Source organism: Staphylococcus sp. NWU MKU2, assembly GCF_033283605.1.
Classification (GTDB): domain Bacteria; phylum Bacillota; class Bacilli; order Staphylococcales; family Staphylococcaceae; genus Staphylococcus; species Staphylococcus haemolyticus.
Genome location: NZ_JAVSMH010000002.1, coordinates 493,344 through 518,135 on the forward strand (window position 1 = coordinate 493,344; position 24,792 = coordinate 518,135).

General features: G+C 32.0%; 22 protein-coding genes. 4 read left to right on the forward strand and 18 right to left on the reverse strand.

Going from position 1 to position 24,792, the window contains the following annotated elements:
• Window positions 1–277 precede the first annotated feature (277 nt).
• From menI to SBL15_RS05840, 3 genes are all read right to left on the reverse strand, one after another.
• Window positions 278–748 (reverse strand): 1,4-dihydroxy-2-naphthoyl-CoA hydrolase MenI, encoded by a 471-nt coding sequence (menI, locus tag SBL15_RS05830; RefSeq protein WP_107612239.1) that lies wholly within the window; start codon window positions 746–748, stop codon window positions 278–280.
• Between the two features lie 94 nt (window positions 749–842).
• Window positions 843–3,548 (reverse strand): aconitate hydratase AcnA, encoded by a 2,706-nt coding sequence (gene acnA, locus SBL15_RS05835; protein WP_011275849.1) that lies wholly within the window; start codon window positions 3,546–3,548, stop codon window positions 843–845.
• A 295-nt stretch (window positions 3,549–3,843) separates the two neighbouring features.
• Window positions 3,844–5,481: a BCCT family transporter gene (locus SBL15_RS05840; protein ID WP_107612240.1), complete on the reverse strand. Its 1,638-nt coding sequence runs from the start codon at window positions 5,479–5,481 to the stop codon at window positions 3,844–3,846.
• A 188-nt stretch (window positions 5,482–5,669) separates the two neighbouring features.
• Between SBL15_RS05840 and mscL the strand changes: the two genes are divergently transcribed.
• A complete protein-coding gene (gene mscL / locus SBL15_RS05845) occupies window positions 5,670–6,023 on the forward strand; it encodes a large conductance mechanosensitive channel protein MscL (RefSeq protein ID WP_033080045.1) in 354 nt (117 codons plus the stop codon).
• Window positions 6,024–6,077: 54 nt separating this feature from the next.
• Here the strand turns inward: mscL and sbcC are convergent, their stop codons facing one another.
• From sbcC to sosA, 7 genes are all read right to left on the reverse strand, one after another.
• Window positions 6,078–9,113, reverse strand: coding sequence for an exonuclease subunit SbcC (gene sbcC / locus SBL15_RS05850; RefSeq protein ID WP_317955422.1), 3,036 nt, complete (start codon window positions 9,111–9,113; stop codon window positions 6,078–6,080).
• Between the two features lie 4 nt (window positions 9,114–9,117).
• The gene (gene sbcD, locus SBL15_RS05855) at window positions 9,118–10,242 is read right to left on the reverse strand and encodes an exonuclease subunit SbcD (RefSeq protein ID WP_317955425.1); all 1,125 of its coding nucleotides are present in this window, start codon (window positions 10,240–10,242) and stop codon (window positions 9,118–9,120) included.
• A gap of 363 nt (window positions 10,243–10,605) precedes the next feature.
• Window positions 10,606–11,073, reverse strand: coding sequence for a CcdC family protein (locus SBL15_RS05860; RefSeq protein ID WP_037537138.1), 468 nt, complete (start codon window positions 11,071–11,073; stop codon window positions 10,606–10,608).
• A gap of 158 nt (window positions 11,074–11,231) precedes the next feature.
• Window positions 11,232–11,474, reverse strand: a complete 243-nt coding sequence (locus SBL15_RS05865) for a YneF family protein (RefSeq protein ID WP_011275855.1) — start codon at window positions 11,472–11,474, stop codon at window positions 11,232–11,234.
• A 220-nt stretch (window positions 11,475–11,694) separates the two neighbouring features.
• Window positions 11,695–13,683, reverse strand: coding sequence for a transketolase (gene tkt / locus SBL15_RS05870; RefSeq protein ID WP_107612638.1), 1,989 nt, complete (start codon window positions 13,681–13,683; stop codon window positions 11,695–11,697).
• Window positions 13,684–13,786: 103 nt separating this feature from the next.
• Window positions 13,787–14,020 (reverse strand): DUF896 domain-containing protein, encoded by a 234-nt coding sequence (locus SBL15_RS05875; protein ID WP_317955427.1) that lies wholly within the window; start codon window positions 14,018–14,020, stop codon window positions 13,787–13,789.
• 123 nt (window positions 14,021–14,143) lie between these two features.
• Window positions 14,144–14,377, reverse strand: coding sequence for a DNA damage-induced cell division inhibitor SosA (sosA, locus tag SBL15_RS05880; protein ID WP_107612636.1), 234 nt, complete (start codon window positions 14,375–14,377; stop codon window positions 14,144–14,146).
• Window positions 14,378–14,519: 142 nt separating this feature from the next.
• Between sosA and lexA the strand changes: the two genes are divergently transcribed.
• A complete protein-coding gene (gene lexA / locus SBL15_RS05885) occupies window positions 14,520–15,143 on the forward strand; it encodes a transcriptional repressor LexA (protein WP_011275859.1) in 624 nt (207 codons plus the stop codon).
• A gap of 229 nt (window positions 15,144–15,372) precedes the next feature.
• Here the strand turns inward: lexA and SBL15_RS05890 are convergent, their stop codons facing one another.
• The 5 genes from SBL15_RS05890 to SBL15_RS05910 all read right to left on the reverse strand — a co-directional run bounded on the left by SBL15_RS05890 (window position 15,373) and on the right by SBL15_RS05910 (window position 19,740).
• Complete coding sequence (locus SBL15_RS05890; protein ID WP_317955429.1) at window positions 15,373–16,398, reverse strand: CAP domain-containing protein; 1,026 nt, start codon at window positions 16,396–16,398, stop codon at window positions 15,373–15,375.
• 14 nt (window positions 16,399–16,412) lie between these two features.
• A complete protein-coding gene (gene guaC, locus SBL15_RS05895; protein ID WP_037537140.1) occupies window positions 16,413–17,390 on the reverse strand; it encodes a GMP reductase in 978 nt (325 codons plus the stop codon).
• A 146-nt stretch (window positions 17,391–17,536) separates the two neighbouring features.
• On the reverse strand, window positions 17,537–17,806 hold the full coding sequence (gene rpsN, locus SBL15_RS05900) for a 30S ribosomal protein S14 (protein ID WP_011275862.1): 270 nt from the start codon (window positions 17,804–17,806) through the stop codon (window positions 17,537–17,539).
• A 180-nt stretch (window positions 17,807–17,986) separates the two neighbouring features.
• Window positions 17,987–18,136, reverse strand: a complete 150-nt coding sequence (gene rpmG, locus SBL15_RS05905; RefSeq protein ID WP_001265708.1) for a 50S ribosomal protein L33 — start codon at window positions 18,134–18,136, stop codon at window positions 17,987–17,989.
• 89 nt (window positions 18,137–18,225) lie between these two features.
• Window positions 18,226–19,740 carry a catalase gene (locus tag SBL15_RS05910; RefSeq protein WP_107612502.1) on the reverse strand — a complete coding sequence of 505 codons (1,515 nt, stop codon included), beginning with the start codon at window positions 19,738–19,740 and terminating at the stop codon, window positions 18,226–18,228.
• 215 nt (window positions 19,741–19,955) lie between these two features.
• Between SBL15_RS05910 and SBL15_RS05915 the strand changes: the two genes are divergently transcribed.
• Together SBL15_RS05915 and SBL15_RS05920 are read left to right on the forward strand one after the other, a co-directional pair.
• Window positions 19,956–21,410 carry an amino acid permease gene (locus tag SBL15_RS05915; RefSeq protein WP_107612504.1) on the forward strand — a complete coding sequence of 485 codons (1,455 nt, stop codon included), beginning with the start codon at window positions 19,956–19,958 and terminating at the stop codon, window positions 21,408–21,410.
• Window positions 21,411–21,549: 139 nt separating this feature from the next.
• Window positions 21,550–21,864, forward strand: coding sequence for a hypothetical protein (locus tag SBL15_RS05920; RefSeq protein WP_011275865.1), 315 nt, complete (start codon window positions 21,550–21,552; stop codon window positions 21,862–21,864).
• Between the two features lie 86 nt (window positions 21,865–21,950).
• On the opposite strand, the gene SBL15_RS05925 is transcribed toward SBL15_RS05920, so the two are convergent.
• The 3 genes from SBL15_RS05925 to thrC are packed head-to-tail and all read right to left on the reverse strand — an operon-like array spanning window position 21,951 to window position 24,788.
• On the reverse strand, window positions 21,951–22,754 hold the full coding sequence (locus SBL15_RS05925) for a Cof-type HAD-IIB family hydrolase (protein WP_037537143.1): 804 nt from the start codon (window positions 22,752–22,754) through the stop codon (window positions 21,951–21,953).
• A gap of 52 nt (window positions 22,755–22,806) precedes the next feature.
• Window positions 22,807–23,724, reverse strand: coding sequence for a homoserine kinase (thrB, locus tag SBL15_RS05930; protein WP_107614393.1), 918 nt, complete (start codon window positions 23,722–23,724; stop codon window positions 22,807–22,809).
• A gap of 2 nt (window positions 23,725–23,726) precedes the next feature.
• A complete protein-coding gene (gene thrC / locus SBL15_RS05935) occupies window positions 23,727–24,788 on the reverse strand; it encodes a threonine synthase (protein WP_107613660.1) in 1,062 nt (353 codons plus the stop codon).
• Window positions 24,789–24,792: the final 4 nt, after the last annotated feature.

A 24,792-nucleotide genomic window follows, 5' to 3' on the forward strand; every position in this document is an offset into this window, starting at 1 on the left:
CATATATAAAAGAACTGAGAAGACGCTCGCATGTAGCATTTCTCAGTTTTTTTAATACATATTAGTGATAAATCTAAACGCTTGAAATCACAATAAAAATTTTAAAGGTAAGGTAAATGATGGTCGGCCCTCGAATAGAGAATTTCGCCCTGAAATTCTTCAAGCTAAGCAAGCTGGGGTCGGGGCCCTAGCATAGAGAATTTCGCCCTGAAATTCTTCAAGCTAAGCAAGCTGGGGTTAAATGAATACATTCCTCTCCCTAAGTCTTGTATATCATCTATATTTCAAGGTCGCTTGATTGTGTCACTTCAAAATCTTTTCCATCTTGATTTAATTTATCTACATGACTATAAACCTTATGCCATTCTGGGAAGTAACGGTCTAATCTAATTGGTCGAAAATTACTTGATTTCATACAAATTAATTGAGTTGAACCAGTTGTGGCAAGATCTCCATTCTCATTATATACTTCATAACAATAAACTGATTTAAGTCTTGAATATTGCTCAACCCATGTTTTGACTGTCACTTTTTCAGGATAAAAAATTGATTTTCTATATTTTATTTGGAGGTCTACAACTGGAGAAATGATGCCCTCTTTTTCCATATCTGCATAACTAAAACCCAACTTTCGGATATAATCTGTTCGTGCAACCTCAAACCATGTTGCATAATTACCATGATAAATCACACCCATTTTATCTGTTTCTTGATATCTAGCTTCAATTTCAGTCATACTGTATATCATTCTTAAGTACCTCTTTTCCAAAATCATTCATAATTCATATTAACATAAAAAAGCCATCCCAACATAAAGTCAGCATGGCTTTAAAATTCATATATTATTGCGCTAATTTATTTCTAAGAACCATTTGTAAAATACCACCATGACGATAGTAATCTAATTCTACTAGTGAATCAAATCGTACAATTGCTTCAAAATCAACGACTTCACCATTTTCTTTTTTAGCATGTACTTTCACAGTATCACGTGGACTTACTGTTTCGTCAATATCAACAGAAATAGCTTCTTTACCATCTAATCCTAATGATTCTGCTGATTCACCATCTTTAAATTGCAATGGTAAAACACCCATCATAACTAAGTTAGAACGGTGAATACGTTCATAGCTTTGAGCGATAACAGTTTTCACACCTAATAAGTTTGTACCTTTTGCAGCCCAGTCACGAGAAGAACCCATACCGTAGTCGTTTCCTGCTAAAACAGCTAAACCAGTACCGTCTTCTTTATATTTCATAGCTGCATCATATATAGGCATTACTTCATCTGTAGGCCAGTAAGTAGTGAATCCACCCTCAGTACCTGGCGCTAATTGGTTTTTAATACGAATATTAGCAAATGTACCTCTTACCATTACTTCATGGTTACCACGTCGAGAACCGTAAGAGTTAAAGTTTCTAATAGGTACATCATGATCTAACAAATATTTACCAGCTGGTGTGTCTTTACCGATTGCACCGGCTGGAGAAATATGGTCAGTCGTAACAGAATCGCCAAATTTACCCATAACTCTTAAATCTTTAAGTGGTTCAATTGTACCAGGCTCTTTTGATAAACCTTGGAAGAATGATGGATTTTGGATATATGTTGAATTAGGATCAAAGTCATATAATGGTGCATCTGTTACATCAATTTCATTCCACATTTCATTGTTATTATACACGTTTTTATATTCTTCTAAGAATAGTTCAGGTGTTACAACACTATCTACAGTATCTGCAACCTCTTGAATTGTTGGCCAGATATCGTTTAAGTAAACATCTTGACCGTCTTTACCTTTTCCAATTGGCTCATTTTGTAAATCAATATCCACTGTACCAGCTAATGCATAAGCTACTACTAATTGAGGAGAAGCTAAATAGTTTGCTTTAACTAATGGATGGATACGACCTTCAAAGTTACGGTTACCAGATAATACTGATGTAACTAGTAAATCTTCTTCAGCCACTGCTTTTTCGATTTCAGGTAATAATGGACCAGAGTTACCAATACATGTCGTACAGCCGTAACCAACTAAGTTAAATCCTAAGTCATCTAAATATTCTTGAAGACCTGAATCTCTTAAGTATCCAGTTACAACTTTTGAACCTGGTGCTAATGAAGTTTTAACAAATTCAGGAACTTTAAGACCTTTTTCAACGGCTTTTTTAGCAACTAATCCTGCACCTAACATAACATATGGGTTAGATGTATTTGTACATGATGTGATAGCTGCGATAGCAATATCACCTGTTTTCATTGTTGCAGTTGAACCGTCAGCAAAATTGATATTTGCTTTTTTATCAAATTCACTTTTATCTAGTCCATGTCCTTGGTTACCAGCAGGTGCTGTAACAGATTTTTCAAATTCTTTCTTCATATCACTTAAGAAAATTAAATCTTGTGGACGTTTTGGACCTGATAATGAAGCTTCAACAGTAGATAAATCTAAGTCGATGACATCTGTATATTCTGGGTCTTCTTTATCTACAGTGAAGAACATATTATTTTGTTCTAAATAAGCTTTAACTAATTCAACATGCTCTTCTTTACGTCCAGTTAATCTCATATATTTAAGAGATTCTTCATCAACTGGGAAGAAACCACAAGTTGCACCATATTCAGGCGCCATGTTAGCGATTGTTGCACGATCTGCTAATGGTAAGTCAGTTACACCAGGACCGAAGAATTCAACAAATTTGCCAACTACACCTTTTTTACGTAGTTCTTGAGTCACACGTAATGCTAAATCAGTAGCTGTTGAACCTTGTGGTAATGAATTAGTTAATCGAACACCAATTACTTCAGGGATTGGGAAGTAAGAAGGTTGTCCTAGCATACCCGCTTCAGCTTCAATACCACCAACACCCCAACCTAATACACCAATACCATTGATCATTGTAGTATGAGAGTCAGTTCCTACAAGTGTGTCAGGAAATGCCGTCTGTTCTCCATCAACATCGCGAACGTGTACAACATTTGCAAGATATTCTAAGTTTACTTGGTGAACAATACCAGTTGCAGGGGGAACAGCATTATAGTTATCAAATGCTTTAGTCGCCCAATTTAAAAATTGATAACGCTCATAGTTACGTTCGAATTCTAATTTCATATTTCTTTCTAATGCATCTGGATTAGCATAGCTATCAACTTGAACAGAGTGGTCAATGACTAAGTCAACTGGCACTTCTGGGTTGATTTTATTAATATCCCCACCAACATCGTTCATTGCTTTACGTAATGATGCTAAATCAACAACTGCAGGAACACCTGTGAAGTCTTGCAGAATAACACGAGATGGTTTGAAAGGTACTTCACCTTCATTTCCTTCATTGCCAAAGTTACCCAACGCTTTAATATGTTCATCAGTAATGACAAATTCATCTTCTTGTCTTAATACTGATTCTAATAAAACACGAATTGAGTAAGGTAATTTACTTATTTTTGTTAAACCTTGTTCTTCTAAACTTTTTAAATCATAGTACGTATATGACTGGCCATTTGCTTCAAATGTCTTTTTAGCTTGTTGCTTAATGTTAGAAGTCATTTATATATCCCCCTTGAATATTAAAATTCATATTTATATGCCTTTAAATAAATTGTATAATTATATGTTTTTCAAAACAACTGTATATACCTACATTTCATGTGATTTAGCTTTCGCATTTATAATCAGTGTATATAAGTTATTCTTATCATATGTGCTTACCACTATAAGTAAATATTATTAATTGAGAATGATTTTCATTAATATATAACATGATCTCTTTAAAATTCATAAAAAACCCTCAAGTACTTATAAAAGCACTTAAGGGCAATAATGTTATTATGATGACTTCATATTATTTTTCAGCGTTTCTTCTTGATTCACGCTTTTCTAAAATATCAGATTCATAATCTTGTTGTTGACTTTTAACATAATCTTGAAGTCTATGTTTGTTTGGTTGAAGTGTTAATCCTAAGAATTTACGTTCTTGGTTTGCATCTTTATAGAAACTAATCATCATCATTATAACTACAAAGGAGAATGGGAACGCACTTATAATTGCCGCACTTTGAATAGCATTTAATGCGTCAGCACCGTTTCCGCCACCTGCTAGTAATAAGATGAATGCGATTAATGATTGAGAAACACCCCATGTTACTTTCACAGCACTAGAAGGTTCAAGAGAACCAAATGTTGTTTGCATACCCAACACAAATGTAGCTGAATCGGCAGATGTGATAAAGAATGAAGCAATTAGTACTAATGCTATAAGTGATAATGCCATTCCTAATGGAACGTGGTGGAATACACCGAACAACTGAGTTTCAGGTGTCATTTTAAATAATTCAGGGTGTTTTTTACCTGTTTCAATACCTAACACACCAAATACACTGAACCATAAGAAACTTACGATTGCTGGTACTAGTAAAACACCTGAGATAAATTCACGAATTGAACGTCCTTTAGACACACGTGCAATAAATACACCTACGAATGGACTCCAACTTAACCACCAACCCCAATAATAAAGGGTCCATGAAGACATCCATTCACGTTTTTGACCATTTAATGCTGCAGTGTCAAAACTGTTGAATAAGAATGAATTTAATAAGCTACCAGTTGAACTAGTAAACATATTTAAAATAAGTACAGTAGGTCCAATAATTAAAGCAATAATCATTAAAACAGTACCTAAACCAATATTTAAGTTACTTAAATATTGAATACCTTTACTTAAACCAGACCATGCACTAGCAATAAATAATATTGTAACTACGACAATTATAATAGATTGAACCCATACATTATTTGGAACACCAAATAAGTAATGAAGTCCACCATTAATTTGTAACGCTCCCATACCAAGTGAAACGGCTACACCTACAACAGTCGCAAATACTGAAAGAACGTCAATAATTGTTCCTATAGGTCCTTCCACTTTGTCTCCTAAAATAGGGCGTAGTGTACGAGAAATTAAACCTGGTTCATTTTTTCTAAATTGTGCGTAAGCTAAAGCTAATGCAACTACACCATATACAGCCCAAGCATGGAATCCCCAGTGGAAAAATGTAGAACGTAATGCTTCTGTATATGCTTCAGTAGTTTTAGGATCGGCATTAGGTGGTGAGGCAAAATCTGCCATAGGTTCAGCTGCACCGTAGAACACTAAACCTATTCCCATACCGGCACTAAATAACATCGCAAACCATGAAACAGTATTAAATTCAGGTTTATCATTAGGTTTACCTAGTTTAAGTTTACCGATTGGACTAAAAATTAAAAAGATACAAAAGAACACTATTACAGTAATCAAAATCATGTAATACCAGCCAAGCTTTTCAGTAATCCAACTACTGATGTCACCTGTAATTTTACCGAATTGCTCAGGTAAAAATGCACCGATTAATACAACAATGGCTACTACGATAGCACTGTAAATAAAAACCGATGAAAACTTCTTGTTTTGTTTTGTTTCTTCAGAAGAAGAATTCATAATTTACTTACCCCTTTCCTATATTAAATTTAAAAATTAGTTTGAAATAACTATGAAGTAATTTAAGACGCTATATTAAAGGATAACAAAGCCTTTATACAATATCAAATTTCTTTTAAATTAAACATTTACTAAAATATTTATATATTGTATAATATATTTTATTCTTATGTGAGGGGTATTGAATTATGTTTAAAGAATTTAAAGAGTTTGCTCTTAAAGGTAACGTGCTAGATTTAGCAATCGCTGTAGTTATGGGTGCAGCATTCAATAAAATTGTTACATCATTAGTTACATACATTATCATGCCATTAATTGGTAAAATTTTCGGTTCTGTTGATTTTGCTAAAGATTGGGAATTCTGGGGTATTAAATATGGCCTATTTATCCAATCAATTATTGATTTTATAATTGTAGCAATCGCACTATTTATATTTGTTAAAATCGCAAATACTTTAGTGAAGAAAGAAGAGCCTGAAGAAGAAATCGAAGAAAATACTGTTTTATTAACAGAAATCCGCGATTTGTTAAGAGCTAAATAATCATAATTTAAGACCGTATGGCAATATTGTATTAATTTTGCCATACGCTCTTTTTTAGTTCCACTTAAATCGAGTTTGACTTTGATATTGATTTGATGTTACTTCAAGTATTAATGGAATGCGTTGTTTAAGTTCACTAACGTGAGATATGATACCAACCATCCTGCCTGAAGTTTTTAATTTAACCAAAGTATCTAGAGCAGTTTCTAATGTTTCTTGATCTAACGTACCAAAGCCTTCATCTATAAACATTGACTCAAGGGTAATACCACCAGACTCTTGTTGAACCACTTCACTCAATCCTAGCGCTAAAGCTAGAGATGCTTGGAACGTTTCACCACCTGATAATGAACTAATATGTCTAGATTTATTTGAATGAAAATCAAACACTTCAATTTCCAAACCACTATAACCATGAGATATAGATTCTCTTCTTTTTAGCTGATATCTTTCCCCACTCATACGTTCTAAACGAATATTTGCTTGATGGATGATTCGTTCTAAGTAATGAACAAGCACATAGTTTTCAAGCGTTAATTTTTTACTATTTTTTCCTGATAGTACCTCTGATAATTCAAAGATTTCTTGTTGTTCTTTTAATTCTTTCTCTAAATAATTTATATGATCCATTATACTATTAAATTTGTCTTTATTTTTCTGTACTTGATATTGAATTGTAGCACTCGCTTCAACGTACTTATTATAGTTGGATTCAATTTCAGTTTTTGTAGCTTCCAATTTTTCAACCGATTCAGGTTTATTGTCTTTTGTAAGTTGAGATAGTCGTTCAATTTCTAAAGTAAGTTTTTGATGATCATGCTCATATTGCTGAATTTTCATTTCAATTTGCTCTTTGTTGTCTAACTTAGATAATAAAATTTCAACATCTTTGTATGAATTTAGTCCAATTCGCTTCATTTCTTGATTAATTTCATCGCTATGACCACTAATTTCTTGTTCAAGTTCTTTAATAACTAATTGATTATTGTTTAGATTATTTGTTTCGATTTCAATTTGTTGTTTTGTTTGATTTATTTCTTTCTCTAATACTTCGTTCTTAGAAACATGATCAGTTACTATCTGTTCATATTGCTTAAAGCACTGTTCAAATTTATTAGTTTCATCATAATTAGTGTAGCTTTTAAATTCTTTTATTAGTGTTTCAAATTGATGCTTCAATGATAAAAGTTTTTCATGCTTAATTTGTAAGCTATGATTAACATCTTTATGCTTATCTAGTGCACTTTTAAACTTTTCACGTTGCTTAATTTGAAGTTGTAGTTTTTCTTTTTCCTTATTTTTAGTTCTTAATTGTTGTTCTATTTCGTCGATATCACTAATTTCATCATCATTTATTTCTAACTCACTCATTTGATTACTAATATAATCAGAAGTGGTTTCAAGTTTAGTTAACTCATTTATTTCTTTATTTAACTGATTATTAACTTCTTTTATTAAATTTTGATTCTTAGCTATTTCATTAAAATTAATATGTTCATTGAGAGACTCAATTTCATTACCACAGATAGGACATGTATCTCCAACATGAAGTGCATTTTGAATTTCTTGAATAAATGTTTGTTTATCATTTAAATCAATATTTGACTTGTCTATATTTTCTAATTGAAGTTTTAAATCTGAAATTTGTTCTTTAGTTTTTTTAATACTATTCTCTGTTTCGTTGTATTTTTGACTTAAAGATTGGTATTTTTTCTTGTTTTCTCTCAAAGTCACTTTTTTATCAAAAGTGTTTTTTAATTGGAATATCTCCTGTGTTATTTCGTCAATATTCTCGTTATTTACATCTATTTTAGCTATATCATTATTTAATTTATCAATTAAATTCTTATTTTCTTCTTGCTTTTGATTATTCTCTTTTAAGTATGTTTCATTTTGTTTAATTTCGTTAAAAGCTTCACGATACTTATTTATGTTTGTATAAAACTGTTTAGTTTTATCAATATATACAGACTTAATGTTAATATCTTCTGATTGTTGATTTAAAATTTCTTTTTCTATCTTAAATTTCTCTAATTTATCATTAAGTTCATCTAACTCTTCAAGAATAGAATTTAACTTAACCTTAGTATTTTCATATTTTTGTTCCTTTGCGTTTCTTTGATTATACAATTGACTCAAGGGTTTAATTTCCATAATTTTACGTAATTCAGCTTTTAATTTTTCAATACTATCTTTGTTTCTTTCTAGTTGCACTTTCTTATCTTTATTTCGATCAAGTTCTTTAAGTGATTCTATTAATTTATTGTTTTCTTCAATTTTTCTTTTAATAGCTTCAAGCGCATCATGGTGTTCAGATTTTAATTGTTCATATTTTTCATTTAAGTGTTGACCTACTTGTTCAAACTGAGGTATTGCATTAATAATGTCTTTGGTTTGCATACTATTCAAAGATTTAAATTGAATTAATCCATCATTCTCAAATGTTTCAATATCTTCCCAAAGTATTTGAATCTGACTATAACGTGATTCTATTTGTTTCTTCTCGTCTTTAACTTGATTTAACAATAAATTTTGCATCTCTTCAAAACGAATACTATTGAATAATGTTCTTAAAATACTTTGTTTATCGGAACTGTTAGATACTAAAAATTTCTTAAATTCTCCTTGAGGTAATATGAATAATTGTCTAAATTGTTCAGCGTTGATACCTAACAGATCTTTGATAAAACCATTACCAGAGCTGATTTTACTCTCTCGTAGTTCGTAAAGCTGACTTTCTTCATCAAATTCAAAAACATCAAGTTTACCAGGTGTTAAAGAAGTATTCCCCTCTTTAATAAATCCAGCCTGTCTAGATATTTTAAATTTTTTATCGTTAATTTTAAATTCATATTCTACACTCATCGGGGATTTACCATCTGCAAAATGACTTCGTAATTCTCCCTCATTTCTCCCCTCTGTAGAAGCCTTACCAAATAGAGCATAAACAATGCCATCAAATAACATAGTTTTTCCCGAACCAGTTTTTCCACTAATTAAAAATAACTGTTCATTATTTATTTGTTCAAAATCAATAACTTCATGTATGAAAGGTCCAAAATTATTAAGTATTAATTTAGTTGGTCTCAATTATTTAATCCTCCCTATTGATAACTTGATTTAATAATTGATGTATTTTCTTCTCTTGATAGTTTGTTAACTCTTCACCCGTAATTATTTTGTAGAAATTTTTAATTATTGTAGGATCATCTGTAGTTTTAAAATCTGCGTACGTTGATTTATTATCATTTTCAAAAGTGATATTACTAAGCGAGAGTGTATTTGGGTATATCTGTTTAAGGTGGATGATAGGGTCCGTGACATGAGACATATTTTTAAGTTTGAAGTGAAAATAATTGCCCTTATTTTTCACAGGAACGTCTCCTTGTATAACAGCCGAGTAGTCACCTTCAATTTCTTCTAACTCTCTTAAAGGTTTTAATTGTACAAACTTAGTATTTATGTCATTTTTTGAACTAATCATTAATTTTTTGTATCCTTTGGCCTGGTTCACTTCAGAAAATGAGTATTGTAATAACGAACCACTGTAATCAACAATATTATCAGTAATACTAAATGGATGATGAAGATGCCCTAATAGTACTTTGTCAAAAATTTGGAAGTTAGCGCTTTCTACACTTTCAACTGTTCCAATTGTAAGTGGCCTTTCAGATTCTGATGTTTTACCACCTTTTATGGTTAAATGGCCAATTAAAATATTAATTTGATTAGGGTCTATAATCTTCGAAATGTGGTTAATACACTTTTGAGTTGCTTGCTCATATGTCTTGATATCATCATCATTAAAGTAAGCCTTAATTTCACTAATAGTGGCAAAAGGAAGTGTGTAAAAGTTAATATTATTAATAGTTATAGGGGTAGACATTAATTCTAGTTGCGTTCTAATATATAAATGTGAAAACTCAAACCATGTTGACCCATAATTTAATCTTTCTCTACCATCATGATTTCCATTGGTTATAATTGTAGGAATTTTCATATTTACATTTATAGTTTTAATCGTTTCTTCAAAAAGTCTAATGGTCTCCTTACTAGGATAAGACGTATCGTATATATCACCCGAAATAACCAGAACATCTGGTTTCTCTTCCTTCAAATTATCAATAAATTTGTTCAATATGTAATGTTGATCTTCTAAAAATTGCTTACCATTTAAAATCTTACCTAAATGCCAATCAGCAGTGTGAATAACCTTCATAATGACCTCCCTTTAGAACGTTTGTTCGTGTATATTATATCTTGAATCATACTATTGTTCAAACTAAAAAAGATGGAACAATGATTAATTTAAATTCATTGTCCCACCTATGTTATTAAGCAGCTATTAATAACCCCAACTTGCATTGCTTGTAGAATTTCTTATTTTGAAATTCTCTTTGTTGGGGTCCCGCTCAGCCCGGCAAGGTTGAATCGAATTAAAAAAGCTTGTTACAAGTGTGTTTTTAATTCATTCAACTACTTCCAATATGTAATTATAGCCTGAGATATTAATTTATGTCCCAGGCTCTACTAAAATTTTCAAAGTAATTTAAAATACATCATTTTTTAAATCATTATTCAATTATTTGACAGTTGACCTTTTCAACTTTTTATATTTATATAACATTGCTAATCTCCAAGGAACAATCATGCTAAACGCAAGTAAGAAGAACATGCCGCCAATTTCACCTGGATCAATTTTACTACTGATAAATATTTTAATTACAGTGCGTATAATTAATAAAGAAATTAAAATGATTGGAAATGCTTTTGAACGCTTCATATAAATTTCAGTACCGTGTACCTCAAAGTGACTTGTCCATATAAGAACAGATGAGAATAAGACACCTAGAATAATCGACTCTAAAATTTCAGTACCAGTCAATCTAAAGTACGGAATCACATACATCAATGCACCTGTAGCCATGAAAAATGGAGGTAATATAATTTTCTTTTCATTAACAGGAAAGTTTTGAGCTTTCATTCGAATAAAAATTACTACTATACCCATAAATAAAGCAAATACAACAGAAAAAATTAAATACGCCAACGTTACACCTTCTTATATATTCATAAACTCTTACTCTTTATTTCTCATTGTAAGTTATTTAGATTTTTAAAAATTTTCTTTTTTAAATAACACTAAAGTTGTTTTACTACAAAAATAAAGGATTGTAAACCTTAAAGGTACTACAATCCATTTAAAAATTATTTTTTTGAACTTTTCATGTTTTGATCCATGTTTTTATTCATCATTGTCATCATTTGATTGATTTTCTTTTGCGATGGTTTTTGACCCATTTGCATCATCATCATTCGTAACATTTCTTCATTAATAGGTGGGTTTTTTTTCAAATAATCCATCATATATTTACGTGCTAAAAAGAAACCACCAACTAGTCCACCGATAAGCGCTACAATGATTAATAAAATTGCTAACCATGTTGCCATTGTTTCACCCACTTTCTATATCCTACTGAATTTTACTAAATTACTATTCTATTTTCAAGAGCTAGTTAGTAATTCTGCATCCATTTGTTATCATAACAAATACTTAAACAAATGTAATATTTATTTTTAGCTAACTTAAAAATTATTTTGTATTACTCATTCAAATTAAAGAAGACTTTCCAATGAAAGCCTTCTCAGTTCTCTAATTTCTTATCTAATATTAAAATGTGCGAATTTGATTTAATACATTTTCTTTAGTGAAACCATATTTTTCTACGACTAAGTCGCCAGGGGCACTTGCACCAAATTGGTCAATACCTATCACTTTACCTTCAGTGCCTACATATTTGTGCCAACCTAATGGAGATGCCATTTCAATTGCAACACGTTTAGTAATTTCTTTAGGAATTACAGACTCTTTATATTCTTCTGATTGTTGCTCAAAAGCAAACCAGTTAGGCATTGATACTACACGTACACCTTTACCTTGTTTATCTAAATCTTTAGCTGCTTCAATTGCTAAGCTAACTTCAGAACCAGTAGCAAGTAATAGATACTCAGGTTTAGTTTCAGTTTCGAAGACAACATAAGCACCTTTACGAACACCTTGTTCAACTGTCTCTTCATCTACATCTAAATATGGTAGATTTTGACGAGTTAATACTAAAGAAGTTGGTGTTTGTTCTGATTCAAGAGCTACTTCCCAAGCTACTCTTGTTTCATTTCCATCAGCTGGACGAATGACATTCATATTTGGTATTGATCTTAAACCCGCTAATTGTTCAATTGGCTCATGAGTAGGTCCATCTTCACCTACAGCGATTGAATCATGTGTGAAGATAAATGTTGAATTTAATCCCATGATAGCTGATAAACGCAACGCTGGTTTTAAGTAGTCACTAAATACAAAGAATGTTGCACCATAAGGGTGTAATCCACCGTGTGCTGCCATACCATTTACAGCTGCACCCATAGCGAACTCACGTACACCAAACCATATATTTTTACCTTCAGGTGTATTTCTATCATAATCAGTCGCTTCTTTAACGTTAGATTTGTTAGAACCAGCTAAGTCAGCAGAACCACCAAAGAATGACGGAACTGATTTACTTAATGCTTGAATTACTTCACCTGAATCAGCACGTGTTGCTGCATTATGATCGCTATCAAAGCGTGGTAATTCATCTCTATAGTTTTTAGGTAGTTTACCACTAATAGCTAATTTAAATTCATCTGCTAATTCTGGATATTGTTTAGAATAATTTTCTAGTAATGCTTTCCATGCATCTTCATGCTCATTTGCACGTTTTAACATAGTTGTTTGGAAAATTTCATATACTTCTTCTGGGACATTGAAACGTTTTTCAGGATCTAAACCATATGCCTCAAAAGTTAATTTTCTCTCATCTGAACCTAGTGGTGCACCATGGACACCATTAGTACCACTCACGTTTGGAGCGCCATAACCGATAATTGTTTTAACTTCAATCATAGTTGGACCATTTTGAGACTTAGCTTTAGTTATTGCCTTATCGATAGCGTCTAAATCATTACCATCTTTTACTAATATGTGATTCCAACCATAACTTTCAAATCGTTTCTTAACATCTTCAGAGAAGGCTTTATTTAATTCGCCATCTAATGAAATATCGTTTGAATCATATAAAACAATTAGCTTATCTAATTGATTATGGCCAGCAAATGAAGCAGCTTCATGAGAAATACCTTCCATTAAATCACCATCAGAAGCTAGCACATAAGTATAATGGTCAACAATATTGAAATCATCTTTATTAAATTTACCAGCTAAATGGTCTTCAGCCAGAGCCATACCTACAGACATAGCAAAGCCTTGTCCAAGTGGGCCAGTAGTAACTTCAACACCATCAGTATGTCTGAATTCTGGGTGTCCAGGTGTTTTAGAACCCCATTGTCTAAATTGCTTCAATTCTTCTAATTCAAGACTGCCTGAAACATGTAACAAGCTGTATAATAGCGCAGATCCATGTCCAGCCGACAATACAAAACGGTCTCTATTAAAATAGTCTTTAGATTGAGGATTAAAATTTAAGTGGCGTGTCCATAAAGTATAAGCCATTGGTGCAGCTCCCATAGGTAATCCAGGATGACCTGAATTAGCTTCTTCGATTGCATCAATACTTAAAGCTCTAATCGTATCAATCGCTAATAGATCTTTCTCGTTAAACATCTCTAATACTTCCCTTCTACTTTAATCATCTTTCGTATATTATAACTTAAAAATATTGAAATTGATAATCGTTTAAACTCAACGAACTATATTCTAATATTTATTAATTTTTATTTTGTTCTTGTATGTTTTTTAATTTTTCAGGTGTCACATCATTATCCTCAGGATCTATCACCTTTGTGCTTTCAATTTGTTGTTTAAACCCTTTTCTAAATGCTTCGAGGTATTTCTTACGCAATTTCGATTGCTCTTTAGCTTCAGCTTCAGTTAAACCTTGTTCCTTTTTCTTTTTAGCAAGCTCATTAATTCTATCTATATTTAAATTATCATTAGACATAACTATCACTCTTTCTATATTTCCATTAATATTTTCTCTTTTACTTCATAGAATATAACAAAAAAGAGGTCTAGACAAAAGCTATTGACATTTAAATAGCTTTGACAGACCTCAAATTTATAATCATCTTACAAATGCGAACACTTTGTAGTCATTTTGTTCCCCATTTGTATTATTTACGTTCTTATTATCATCTTTAATAATTGCCTTTTTAGAAATAGTATGGTCAGTTATTTCGTACGTTTGTTCCATTTGAGCGTTATGATATAAATTCATGAAAAATACTATAAAAACAACACAAGATATTGATACAACAGCTATATTAGTTAATAATTTATTTTTATATTTATTAAACATTACTTTCACCTCTAGAACATTTGTTTGTATACATACTTTAACAGAACATCTGTTCTTAGTCAACATAAAAACGAACAAATGTTTGTTCAATGTTTAAATCAGTGCTATAATATAGTTAAATAAAATTAGGGAGTGCCTATATATGAGAGAATTAACTAAACGTCAAAGTGAAATATACGATTATATTAAACATGTAGTACAAACTAAAGGATATCCACCAAGCGTACGAGAAATTGGTGAAGCAGTAGGGTTAGCGTCAAGTTCAACTGTTCATGGTCATCTATCTAGACTGGAAGAAAAAGGATATATTAAACGAGACCCTACGAAACCGAGAGCCATTGAAATTGTTAGCGAACAAACTAACGATGCAGTTAATATGGAGGAAACAATTTATGTTCCTGTAATTGGTAAAGTTACTGCCGGAATTCCGATTACTGCAGTTGAAAACATTGAGGAATATTTCCCTTTACCAGAACATTTAACATCAACTCACAATAGTGATATCTTTATTTTAAATGTTGTGGGTGAAAGTATGATTGAGGCAGGTATTTTAGATGGAGATAAAGTTATAGTTAGAAGCCAAACCATTGCTGAAAATGGGGACATCATTGTTGCGATGACTGAAGATGATGAAGCAACAGTTAAACGCTTCTATAAAGAAAAAACACGTTATAGATTACAACCTGAAAATAGTACAATGAGTCCTATTTATCTTGATAACGTTACTGTTATCGGTAAAGTTATTGGTTTATACAGAGAACTGTAGTTTTAATTTCTAAAATTTACGTTAACCTCTCTCTTATATATTTCTATATACAAAGAACTAGCAAAGTCTACAATGTAAACTTTGCTAGTTCTTTTGCTTTTCATTCTCTTTTTTATTCAAAATTTCTTTAACCTTATCTAGAATATCTAGTTTATTAACATCTTTAGTTGTCATAATATCAACTTCCTTATCAACTAAAAGATACCCTTAATAAGTCGCATTAAAACACTTAGCCCGTATAATTTTCTGTCCAATATGGTTGTCGTTTGTCATTAAAATCAACGCCTACGCCTAGAGTACTGAAATTTGTATTCAATATATTCTTTCTATGACCAAGTGAATTCATTAACCCCTCATGAGCAAATATACTATTTTGTTGCCCATACGCTAAATTTTCACCTGCCGCATTGAAATCAATGTCATCATCTTTTAATCGATCAAAAGGAGATTCACCATCTAAATTGTTATGATCAAAGTAATTTTGTTTTACCATGTCTTCACTATGATTTCTTGCTGTATCGGAGACATCTTTCGAGTAACTAAGTGTATTCAGCCCATGCTGTTTACGCTCAGAATTAACTAAATCATAATTTTGATATTCAAAGCTTTGTTCTAATGTTGAAGATGGCGCACCGTAATGTTGAGTCAACCTTTTTTCCATGGCGTCACTAACTTGAAGTAATGCAGTAACACCATTGTCATTATGTTTATCATAAAAAACAGTTGTATAAATATTATCTTCATGGAAAACATCATACTCATCGCTACTTATATCAACACGGTATCTACCTTTAACAATTTCCTTTAAAGGTTTACCGAGTCTATCCTCAACAGCATTTTTAGGGGTGTTATATTTCACCTTAGATTTAGATGTAATGACATTTTGATTACTATATAAAGCATTGACTTTATTCCCTAAATAGCTAACCATTATGAAATTATCGTAATCATTATTGTAATAGGTATACCATTTAGCGCCATATTCATTAGATGTTACTCTTTTAGGTTTCCCCAATTGATTTTCAACTTTGTCTTTAGACATATTCATCTGAATATTATTAATAGCAAAGTCCTGTTCTGTAGGTGTTTTGAGCCTATTGTTTTTTAAACTCGAATCTTGATTCATAACTTGCTGAACTTTACTTCTTACGTCATTCTGAAATTTTACTAGTGTTTGATTTTCCTTTAATGGTATGAATAAAGCTACAACTAATAACACCAAAGAAAATAAAAGGAATTTTTTAATAACATACACCTACCACTCAAGTTCTAATCCTTGTCCCCATTAAAAATTGAATTTCGCACTATAACATAATCGACAGTTGTTAATGATTTTAAATCTTTTCCACCTGCATATGAAATCGAGCTTTGTAAGTCTTGTTGCATTTCAACTAAAGTATCTTTTAATGATCCTTTATGTTCAACAAACATTTTTTTACCTTCAACATTCTTGTGTTCACCTTTTTGGAATTCAGATGCACTACCAAAATACTCTTTATAACGTTTGCCGTCTAATTCAACAGTTTCACCTGGTGATTCTTCATGAGCCGCAAATAGAGATCCTATCATTACCATGCTTGCACCAAATCGAATTGATTTAGCAATATCGCCATGTGTTCTTAAGCCACCATCAGCGATTATAGGTTTACGCGCTGCTTTACTACAAATATTTAATGCTGCTAATTGCCAACCACCAGTGCCAAAACCAGTTTTTATTTTTGTGATACAAACTCTACCTGGTCCAATACCAACTTTAGTTGCATCTGCACCAGCGTTTTCAAGTTCTCTAACACCTTCTGGCGTACCAACATTTCCAGCAATTACAAATGTTTTTGGAATATATTTTTTTATGTGTTTAATCATTTTAATAACTGAATCCGAATGACCATGAGCTATATCAATCGTAATATATTCAGGAACTAATTGTTTGTCAGCTAATTCTTCAATAAACTTAAATTCATTTGCTTTAACACCTACAGAAATAGAAGCAAACAATCCTTCTTTTTGCATGTTTTGAATAAATGGAATACGAGCTGCTTCGTCAAATCGATGCATAATATAAAAATAATCATTTTTAGCGAACCAATGCGCTAATTCTTCACTCATAACAGTTTGCATATTCGCTGGCACAACAGGTAACTTAAACGTTTTCGGTCCAAATTGAACAGTTGTATCACATTCCGAACGACTTTCAACTATACATTTATTTGGAATTAATTGAATATCTTCATAATCAAAAATTTTCATACTTTTTAGCCCCTATACAATCATATTTATTAAGTAAAAACGAACGTTTAGTATATTAAATATAAAAATCATTCATTTTCTCACCCTTATATACTTTACAATTTTTTAATTGTCTTGTAAATGGACTAAAGTACTAGATTTGTATTTTACCAACTTGATTTTTTAACGCCCGGGATTTGTCCTTTGTGTGCATGTTCTCTAAAAGCAATTCTAGACATTTCAAATTTTCTTAATACACCTCTTGGACGTCCTGTTACTTTACATCTTCGAGTTAAACGCGTTGGTGAAGAATCACGTGGCAACTTACGTAATGCTTCATAATCTCCTTTAGCTTTTAATTCTTTACGTAATTCATAATATTGATTAACTAATTTTTCTCTTTTCATTTCTTTAGCAATTTTAGATTTTTTTGCCATATATATCACTCCCGTTATTTTAAATCGTAATAATTACTTTTTATATAATAACACATGATTTTAAATTTACAAGACTGATGACTTAATTTCATTTAAATAATTAAAAAACCGAAGTATAAGATTATTATACTTCGGCAAGTTCTTACTTTATCTTTAATGTCGTATTTAAAAGATAAGAGATTATTTAGTTTCACGGTGTAGCGTGTATTTATTTAATCTTGGGCAATATTTTTTCATTTCAATACGCTCAGGATTATTACGTTTATTTTTAGTAGTAATATAATTACGATCGCCACATTCTGTGCAAGCTAATGTTACATTAACGCGCATAATTAACATCCTTTCTCATTTAACTAGGAATACTTACGATTTAAAATTTTACCATATTAAAATGCTCTACGCAATCTAATTTTATAGTACTATTTAAAATTCTCGTATGTTTCGTCGTTAGTACCTTCTAAATCAACATCATTAATATCGATTTCTAATGCTTTGGCAACACCTTTACCATATTCTTGATCAGCTTTATAACAATGACGAATGTGTCTATGTTTAACGTCTTCACTCACACCATCCATTGCATTTGCTGTGTTAGTAAAGATTCTTTCTTTGGCATCATCAGATTGTAAACGGAATAATTTACCAGGTTGTTCAAAGTAATTATCATCATCTTGTCTTTGATTGTACTCATAACCGTCTCCATCTACTGGAAATGCTGGTTTTTTATATTCAGGTTGTGATTGGTAAGCACCTTTATTATTTGGATAATAATGAGGACCACCACCTTGATTTCCATCAAGGAATCTCATTTGACCATCACGACTGAATGGACACATATTTTCAATGCCAACACCTTTAGGTTGGTTAACAGGAATTTGCCAGTGATTGACACCTAATCTATAACGTTGCGCATCACCATATGAGAATAGACGTCCTTGTAACATTTTATCTGGTGAGAAGTCTAGACCAGGAATAATGTTTGTTGGAGCAAAAGCAGCTTGTTCAACATCCATGAAATAATTCTCTGGGTTTCTATTTAGCTCAAATTCACCCACTTCAATTAATGGGTAATCACCTTTATACCAAACTTTAGTTAAATCAAACGGATTATCTGGATGATTTTTAGCTTGCTCCTCAGTCATAACTTGGATATACATTTTCCATTTTGGATAATTGCCATTTTCAATTGCATCGTATAGGTCACGTTGTGATGATTCTCTATCTTGACCTACAATTTCAGCCGCTTCATCATCTGTGTAGTTTTCGATGCCTTGTTGAGTTCTGAAATGATATTTAACCCAAACACGTTCACCCTCGTCATTGTACATAGAATACGTATGTGAACCGAAACCGTGCATATGACGGAAGTCTTTTGGCATACCTCTATCTGACATTAAAATTGTAACTTGGTGAAGTGCCTCTGGTACGCCAGTCCAGAAATCCCAGTTATTTTGAGGACTTCTCATATTAGTACGTGGGTCTCTTTTAACAGCACGGTTTAAACTAACAAACAACTTAGGATCTCTAAAGAAGAACACGGGTGTATTGTTACCTACTAAGTCCCAGTTACCTTCTTCCGTGTAAAATTTAAGTGCAAATCCACGGATATCTCTCTCTAAGTCAGCTGCCCCACGTTCACCGGCAACTGTTGAAAATCGTGCAAACATTTCTGTTTGTTTACCTATTTCTGAAAAGATTTTAGCATTTGTATATTTCGTAATATCATTTGTTACAGTAAATGTACCAAATGCACCTGAACCTTTAGCGTGCATACGACGTTCAGGTATTACTTCACGATCAAAATGAGACATTTGTTCTAAAAAGTATGCATCTTGCATTAATAGTGGACCTCTCGGACCAGCTGTCATACTATTCTCTCTATCTGAAACAGGGTGCCCAAATAAACCAGTTAATCTTTTATCATCTTTCGCCATAGTTAATTCCCCTTTCACTTATTTATAATTATTATAATTTAGAATCTACTATAATTAAACCCATAACCCCTATAATTAAAACATTTTAAAAAACCTTATAAAATGTCAGAAAATTTAAAATTTTTAAGCTAAATTGTTTAAAAGTTATTGAATACTGTCCCTAAAAGGATTAAAATGGTTTGTATATTTTAAATTTTAGAATTAGGAGACATCATATGGAAGATAACAATATGAAAAGAGGTCTTAACTCAAGACACATATCTATGATTGCTATAGGTGGCGCAATTGGTACAGGGCTCTTTGTAGCAACAGGTAGTGTTGTTGCTCAAGCTGGTCCTGGGGGCGCTATATTAGCCTATTTATTAATTGGCATAATGCTTTACTTTTTAATGTCGTCAATTGGAGAGTTGGCAACATTTTATCCAGTTTCAGGATCATTCAGTTCATACGCAACGCGATTTGTAGACCCTTCTCTAGGTTTTACAATGGGATGGTTATATTACATTATGTGGGCACTAGTTTCCAGTGTAGATGTTATGGTTGCTTCAAACGTATTGTATTATTGGGATGTATTTAAATTCTTTAGTCCACTTACTTGGAGTTTAATCTTTATCACTATTGTATTTTTATTAAACATCTTCACGGTTAAAGCTTTTGGAGAAACTGAATTTTGGTTATCACTAATTAAGGTAGTAACTATTATTATATTTATTATTGTTGGTTTCTTGATGATCTTCGGTATATTAGGTGGCCATTCTTATGGCTTTGAAAATTATACTAAAGGTGAGGCACCATTCGTGGGTGGTTTATCTGGTTTCTTAGGTGTCTTACTCGTTGCAGGATTCTCAGTTGGCGGTACTGAAGTTGTAGCAGTGACTGCTGGAGAATCTGATAATCCAGAAAAAACAATGCCTAAAGCTGTTAAACAAGTTTTTTGGAGAATTTTATTATTCTATGTATTATCAATTGGCGTTATTGCAGCTATCATTCCTTATACTGACCCATTATTGTTAAATGAGAATGAATCTGTTACACAAAGTCCTTTCACAATTGTATTCGATAGAATTGGTGTTGCTTTTGCCGCTTCTGTTATTAATGCTGTTATATTGACATCATTATTATCTGCGACAAACTCAGGTGTTTATACTACTAGTAGAATGTTGTTCTCTTTAAGTGATGAAAAACAGGCACCTAAATTCTTAAGTAATCTAAACGATAAGTCTAAATTACCTTTAAGAGCATTAGTTACAACATATATTTTGATTGTAGCGATTATTATAATTGCTAATTTTTATTCAAATGCTGTTTTTAGTTTGTTAAATATTATTGGTTCATTGGTAATCATTGTTTGGGCAGCTAGTTCATGGGCACAAGTAAGATTGCGTAAAGCTATTAAACGTCAAGGTCAAGATATCAATCAACTTTTACCTTATAAATCACCATTGTACCCTCTTGGACCAATTTTAGTATTTGCAACTTTAATTTTCTTATACTTTGGTAATTCAATTGGAGATTTATTCGATGGTAATATAGGTAAATTTTTCGTTAACATTTTACCTATCATTATTTTAGGACTCATTTTCTTAGCTCATAAATTAATAAGAAAAACGAAGTTCGTTAAACTAAATGATATGGATATCACACCACATCATTATCATAAAGATAATTAAATAATTAAATGCGAGCACTGAAAGTATAGTAAATCCTTTTTAGTGACTCGCATTTTTGGTTTCAACATATTGATATTTTCGAAAAAACAGTTATCTAGTATAATAGTAGTAAAGATAATGACTTAGAGGTGAAAGCAAGATGGTTGGTCAAACAAACTTATTTGATGATGTCATTAAGAGTGAAGAACGTTTCGTTATAGTTGTACAATCTCTAGAAGAAAAAAATGGTCAATTACTAAAACGTACATTAAGAGAGTACCCTAGTCTTGAACATGACCAAATGGAAAATTTATTTACACATTTAAAAGATGTATTTAGTACTGAACCATTCAGTGAAAACCAGTCTGCATTTACAATTACAGTGTATACAAATTTAGATTATGCTGCTGATCAAGTTTACGCTTATGTAAAGCGTTCAAAAGGAAAGCACGAATGGACACATACTGCTAAATAATAAAAAGGCATGAGGTCGAATGAATCATTCATCATGGTAATTATGATGAAATAAACAACATTCGTATTCTCATGCCTTATTTTGTATTACAAAAGTGTTTTTAAAGCTGCGGGAATACCATTAGAATCGTTATCTAACGTTATTTTGTCTGCAATAGCCTTCAGTTCCTCATTTGCATTTCCCATCGCGATAGCACAACCCACTACTTCAAACATTGATTGATCATTTAAACTATCACCAAAACAAATCACTTCAGATAATGATACATTTAATTTTTCACATAATGCTTTAATCGCATTACCTTTTGAAACATCCTTTGCCATAAATTCTAAAAAGAATGGTTTACTTGTTGTTACATCAATTTCTGAGTTAAAACTTCCATGCATATCATCACGTACTTTAGCAATATTTGTTGCGTAATCAACGCCCATCGCTTTTGGAACGCTATCGTTAATATAAGCTTTAATATCATCTACACGTTTCATAGGTAGCCCGGTAAGTTCTGATTCAATATCTCGATATTCATGATCACCATCATGGATAATATGACCATCTTGATATGTCAGGATTAAAAAGTTATGTTCACGACAAAAATCCACAATAAGGTCAAAATTCTTCTTAGATACACTTTGACTCACTTCTACTTCTTCTGTTGCTACTTTGATCGTTTTACCGCCGTTGTAACTGATGATATAACTATCATGAACATCTAATTGTAATTCTTTTGCAATTGGTAGCATACCTTCAGTTGGTCTTCCTGAAGCTAACACTACTTTATAGCCTTGATTTTGAATATCTATCAAGTAATTTTTAGTTTCTTTACTTACTTTATTCTCACTATTAATTAAAGTATCGTCCATGTCCATAACGATCATTTTATAATTACTCATATCTGAAGTGTACTCCTTTCGAAATTTACTCGTTTATATTTTACAATAAATTTTATGAAGGATACACAATTTCTTCAACAACGCCAATTTCATTGATTGTTGCTAATTCTGAATGACATGTTGTAACGGCTTGTCTTAACGCTCTAACTAATTGACCACTCGTCTCCTTAGGACTCATTGTTAATATGGTAGGCCCTGCACCACTAATTACTGTCGCATATGCATCATATTGTTGAGCTATAGCTTTTACCTCTTTAAATTCAGATATTAAATGTTGGCGATATGGCTCGTGGAAGCCATCCTGTGACATCATTTTCCCAGCAAGTTCATAATTATGTTGAATTAATGCACACAGCATCGTATTACTTATTGCACTACTTTGAACCGCGCGCTTATGAGAAAATTGATCAGGTAAAACGTTACGAGAATCTTCAGTCTTTAATTCATATGGAGGTATAGTTAGAATTATATCAACATCTGGCACATCAATATGTGCTATATTCGTTTCTTTAGTATCTGGATTATAGAAGCCTGCTAATAAGCCACCATAAATTGTAGGTGCAACATTATCTGGATGACCTTCTATTTCTGTAGCTAATTGAAGTAATTCATATTTAGAAAGCTGAATATTGCCAAAATAATTTGCAATGTATAAAGCGCCTACCAATGCAGACGCCGATGAACCTAAACCTCTAGCTAATGGTATATCACTTCGCATTTCTACACTTAAGCTAGGTAATTCTACATTATATTTAGATGCGACCTGCTGGGCCACTTTAAAAACATAATTGTCTTTGTTCTTAGGAAGTGAATCTAATTCGGAATTTAAATATGTAAATTCCCATTCTTCCCCTTCAATTCGTTTCACATAAAGATGTAAATATTTATCTATAGCCATACCTATCGAATCGAAACCAACGCCTAAATTAGCAGTAGACGCTGGTATCTTTAAGTGCAACTGTTCAGTCATTTTTACAAAGCCCCTTTAATGTAATCAATAATACTTGATTTATCGTTAGGAAGCGGTTGAATAGGGTTATCTAATATTGAAATAGCAGTATCAGGATCTTTTAATCCATTACCAGTTAAAATAGCTACTATTTTTTTGCCTTTAGGTAATTGTCCTGCTCGATGTAATTTAATCAGACCTGCAATTGAGGCGTTACTAGCTGGTTCGCTAAATACACCTTCTTTAGAAGTCATTAATTGATAAGCTTCTAAAATTTCATCATCAGTAACACTATCAATCAATCCATTAGATTCGTCTAACGCATTCGTAGCTTTAGTCCAACTAGCTGGATTACCAATTCGAATAGCTGTAGCAATTGTTTCAGGGTTTTTAATCACTTTATTTTGAACAATTGGTGACGCACCTTCTGCTTGGAAGCCAAATAATCGAGGTAATTGACTACCCTTTTTCTCATGGTATTCTTTAAAACCTTTCCAATAAGCTGTAATATTGCCTGCGTTTCCAACTGGAATTGCGAGTACGTCTGGGGCTTGTTCCAATTGTTCAACAATTTCAAATGCACCCGTTTTTTGACCTTCAATACGATGTGGATTCACTGAATTAACTAACTCAATTTCTTCATCATTTTCAGCAATTTCCTTAACAATTTCTAAAGCTTCATCAAAGTTTCCTTCAATAGAAACAATTTCAGCACCATACATAACAGCTTGCGATAATTTACCGAGTGCAATCTTACCCTCTGGAATAACTACAATTGCTTTCAATCCAGCTCGTGCAGCATATGCAGCTGCTGAGGCTGATGTATTACCAGTAGATGCACAGATAACAACTTTTTTCCCTTGTTCTTTTGCTTTAGTAACAGCCATGACCATACCTCTATCTTTAAAAGAACCTGTAGGATTTGCACCTTCATATTTTACATATAAATCAATATCCAACATCTTAGACAAGTTCTCACAATGAATTAATGGAGTATGTCCTTCATTTAATGTTAACTTTGGTGTGTCGCTGTTAACTGGTAAATATTCTTTAAACTCTTCAACTAAACCTTGCCATCTTTTCATAAAC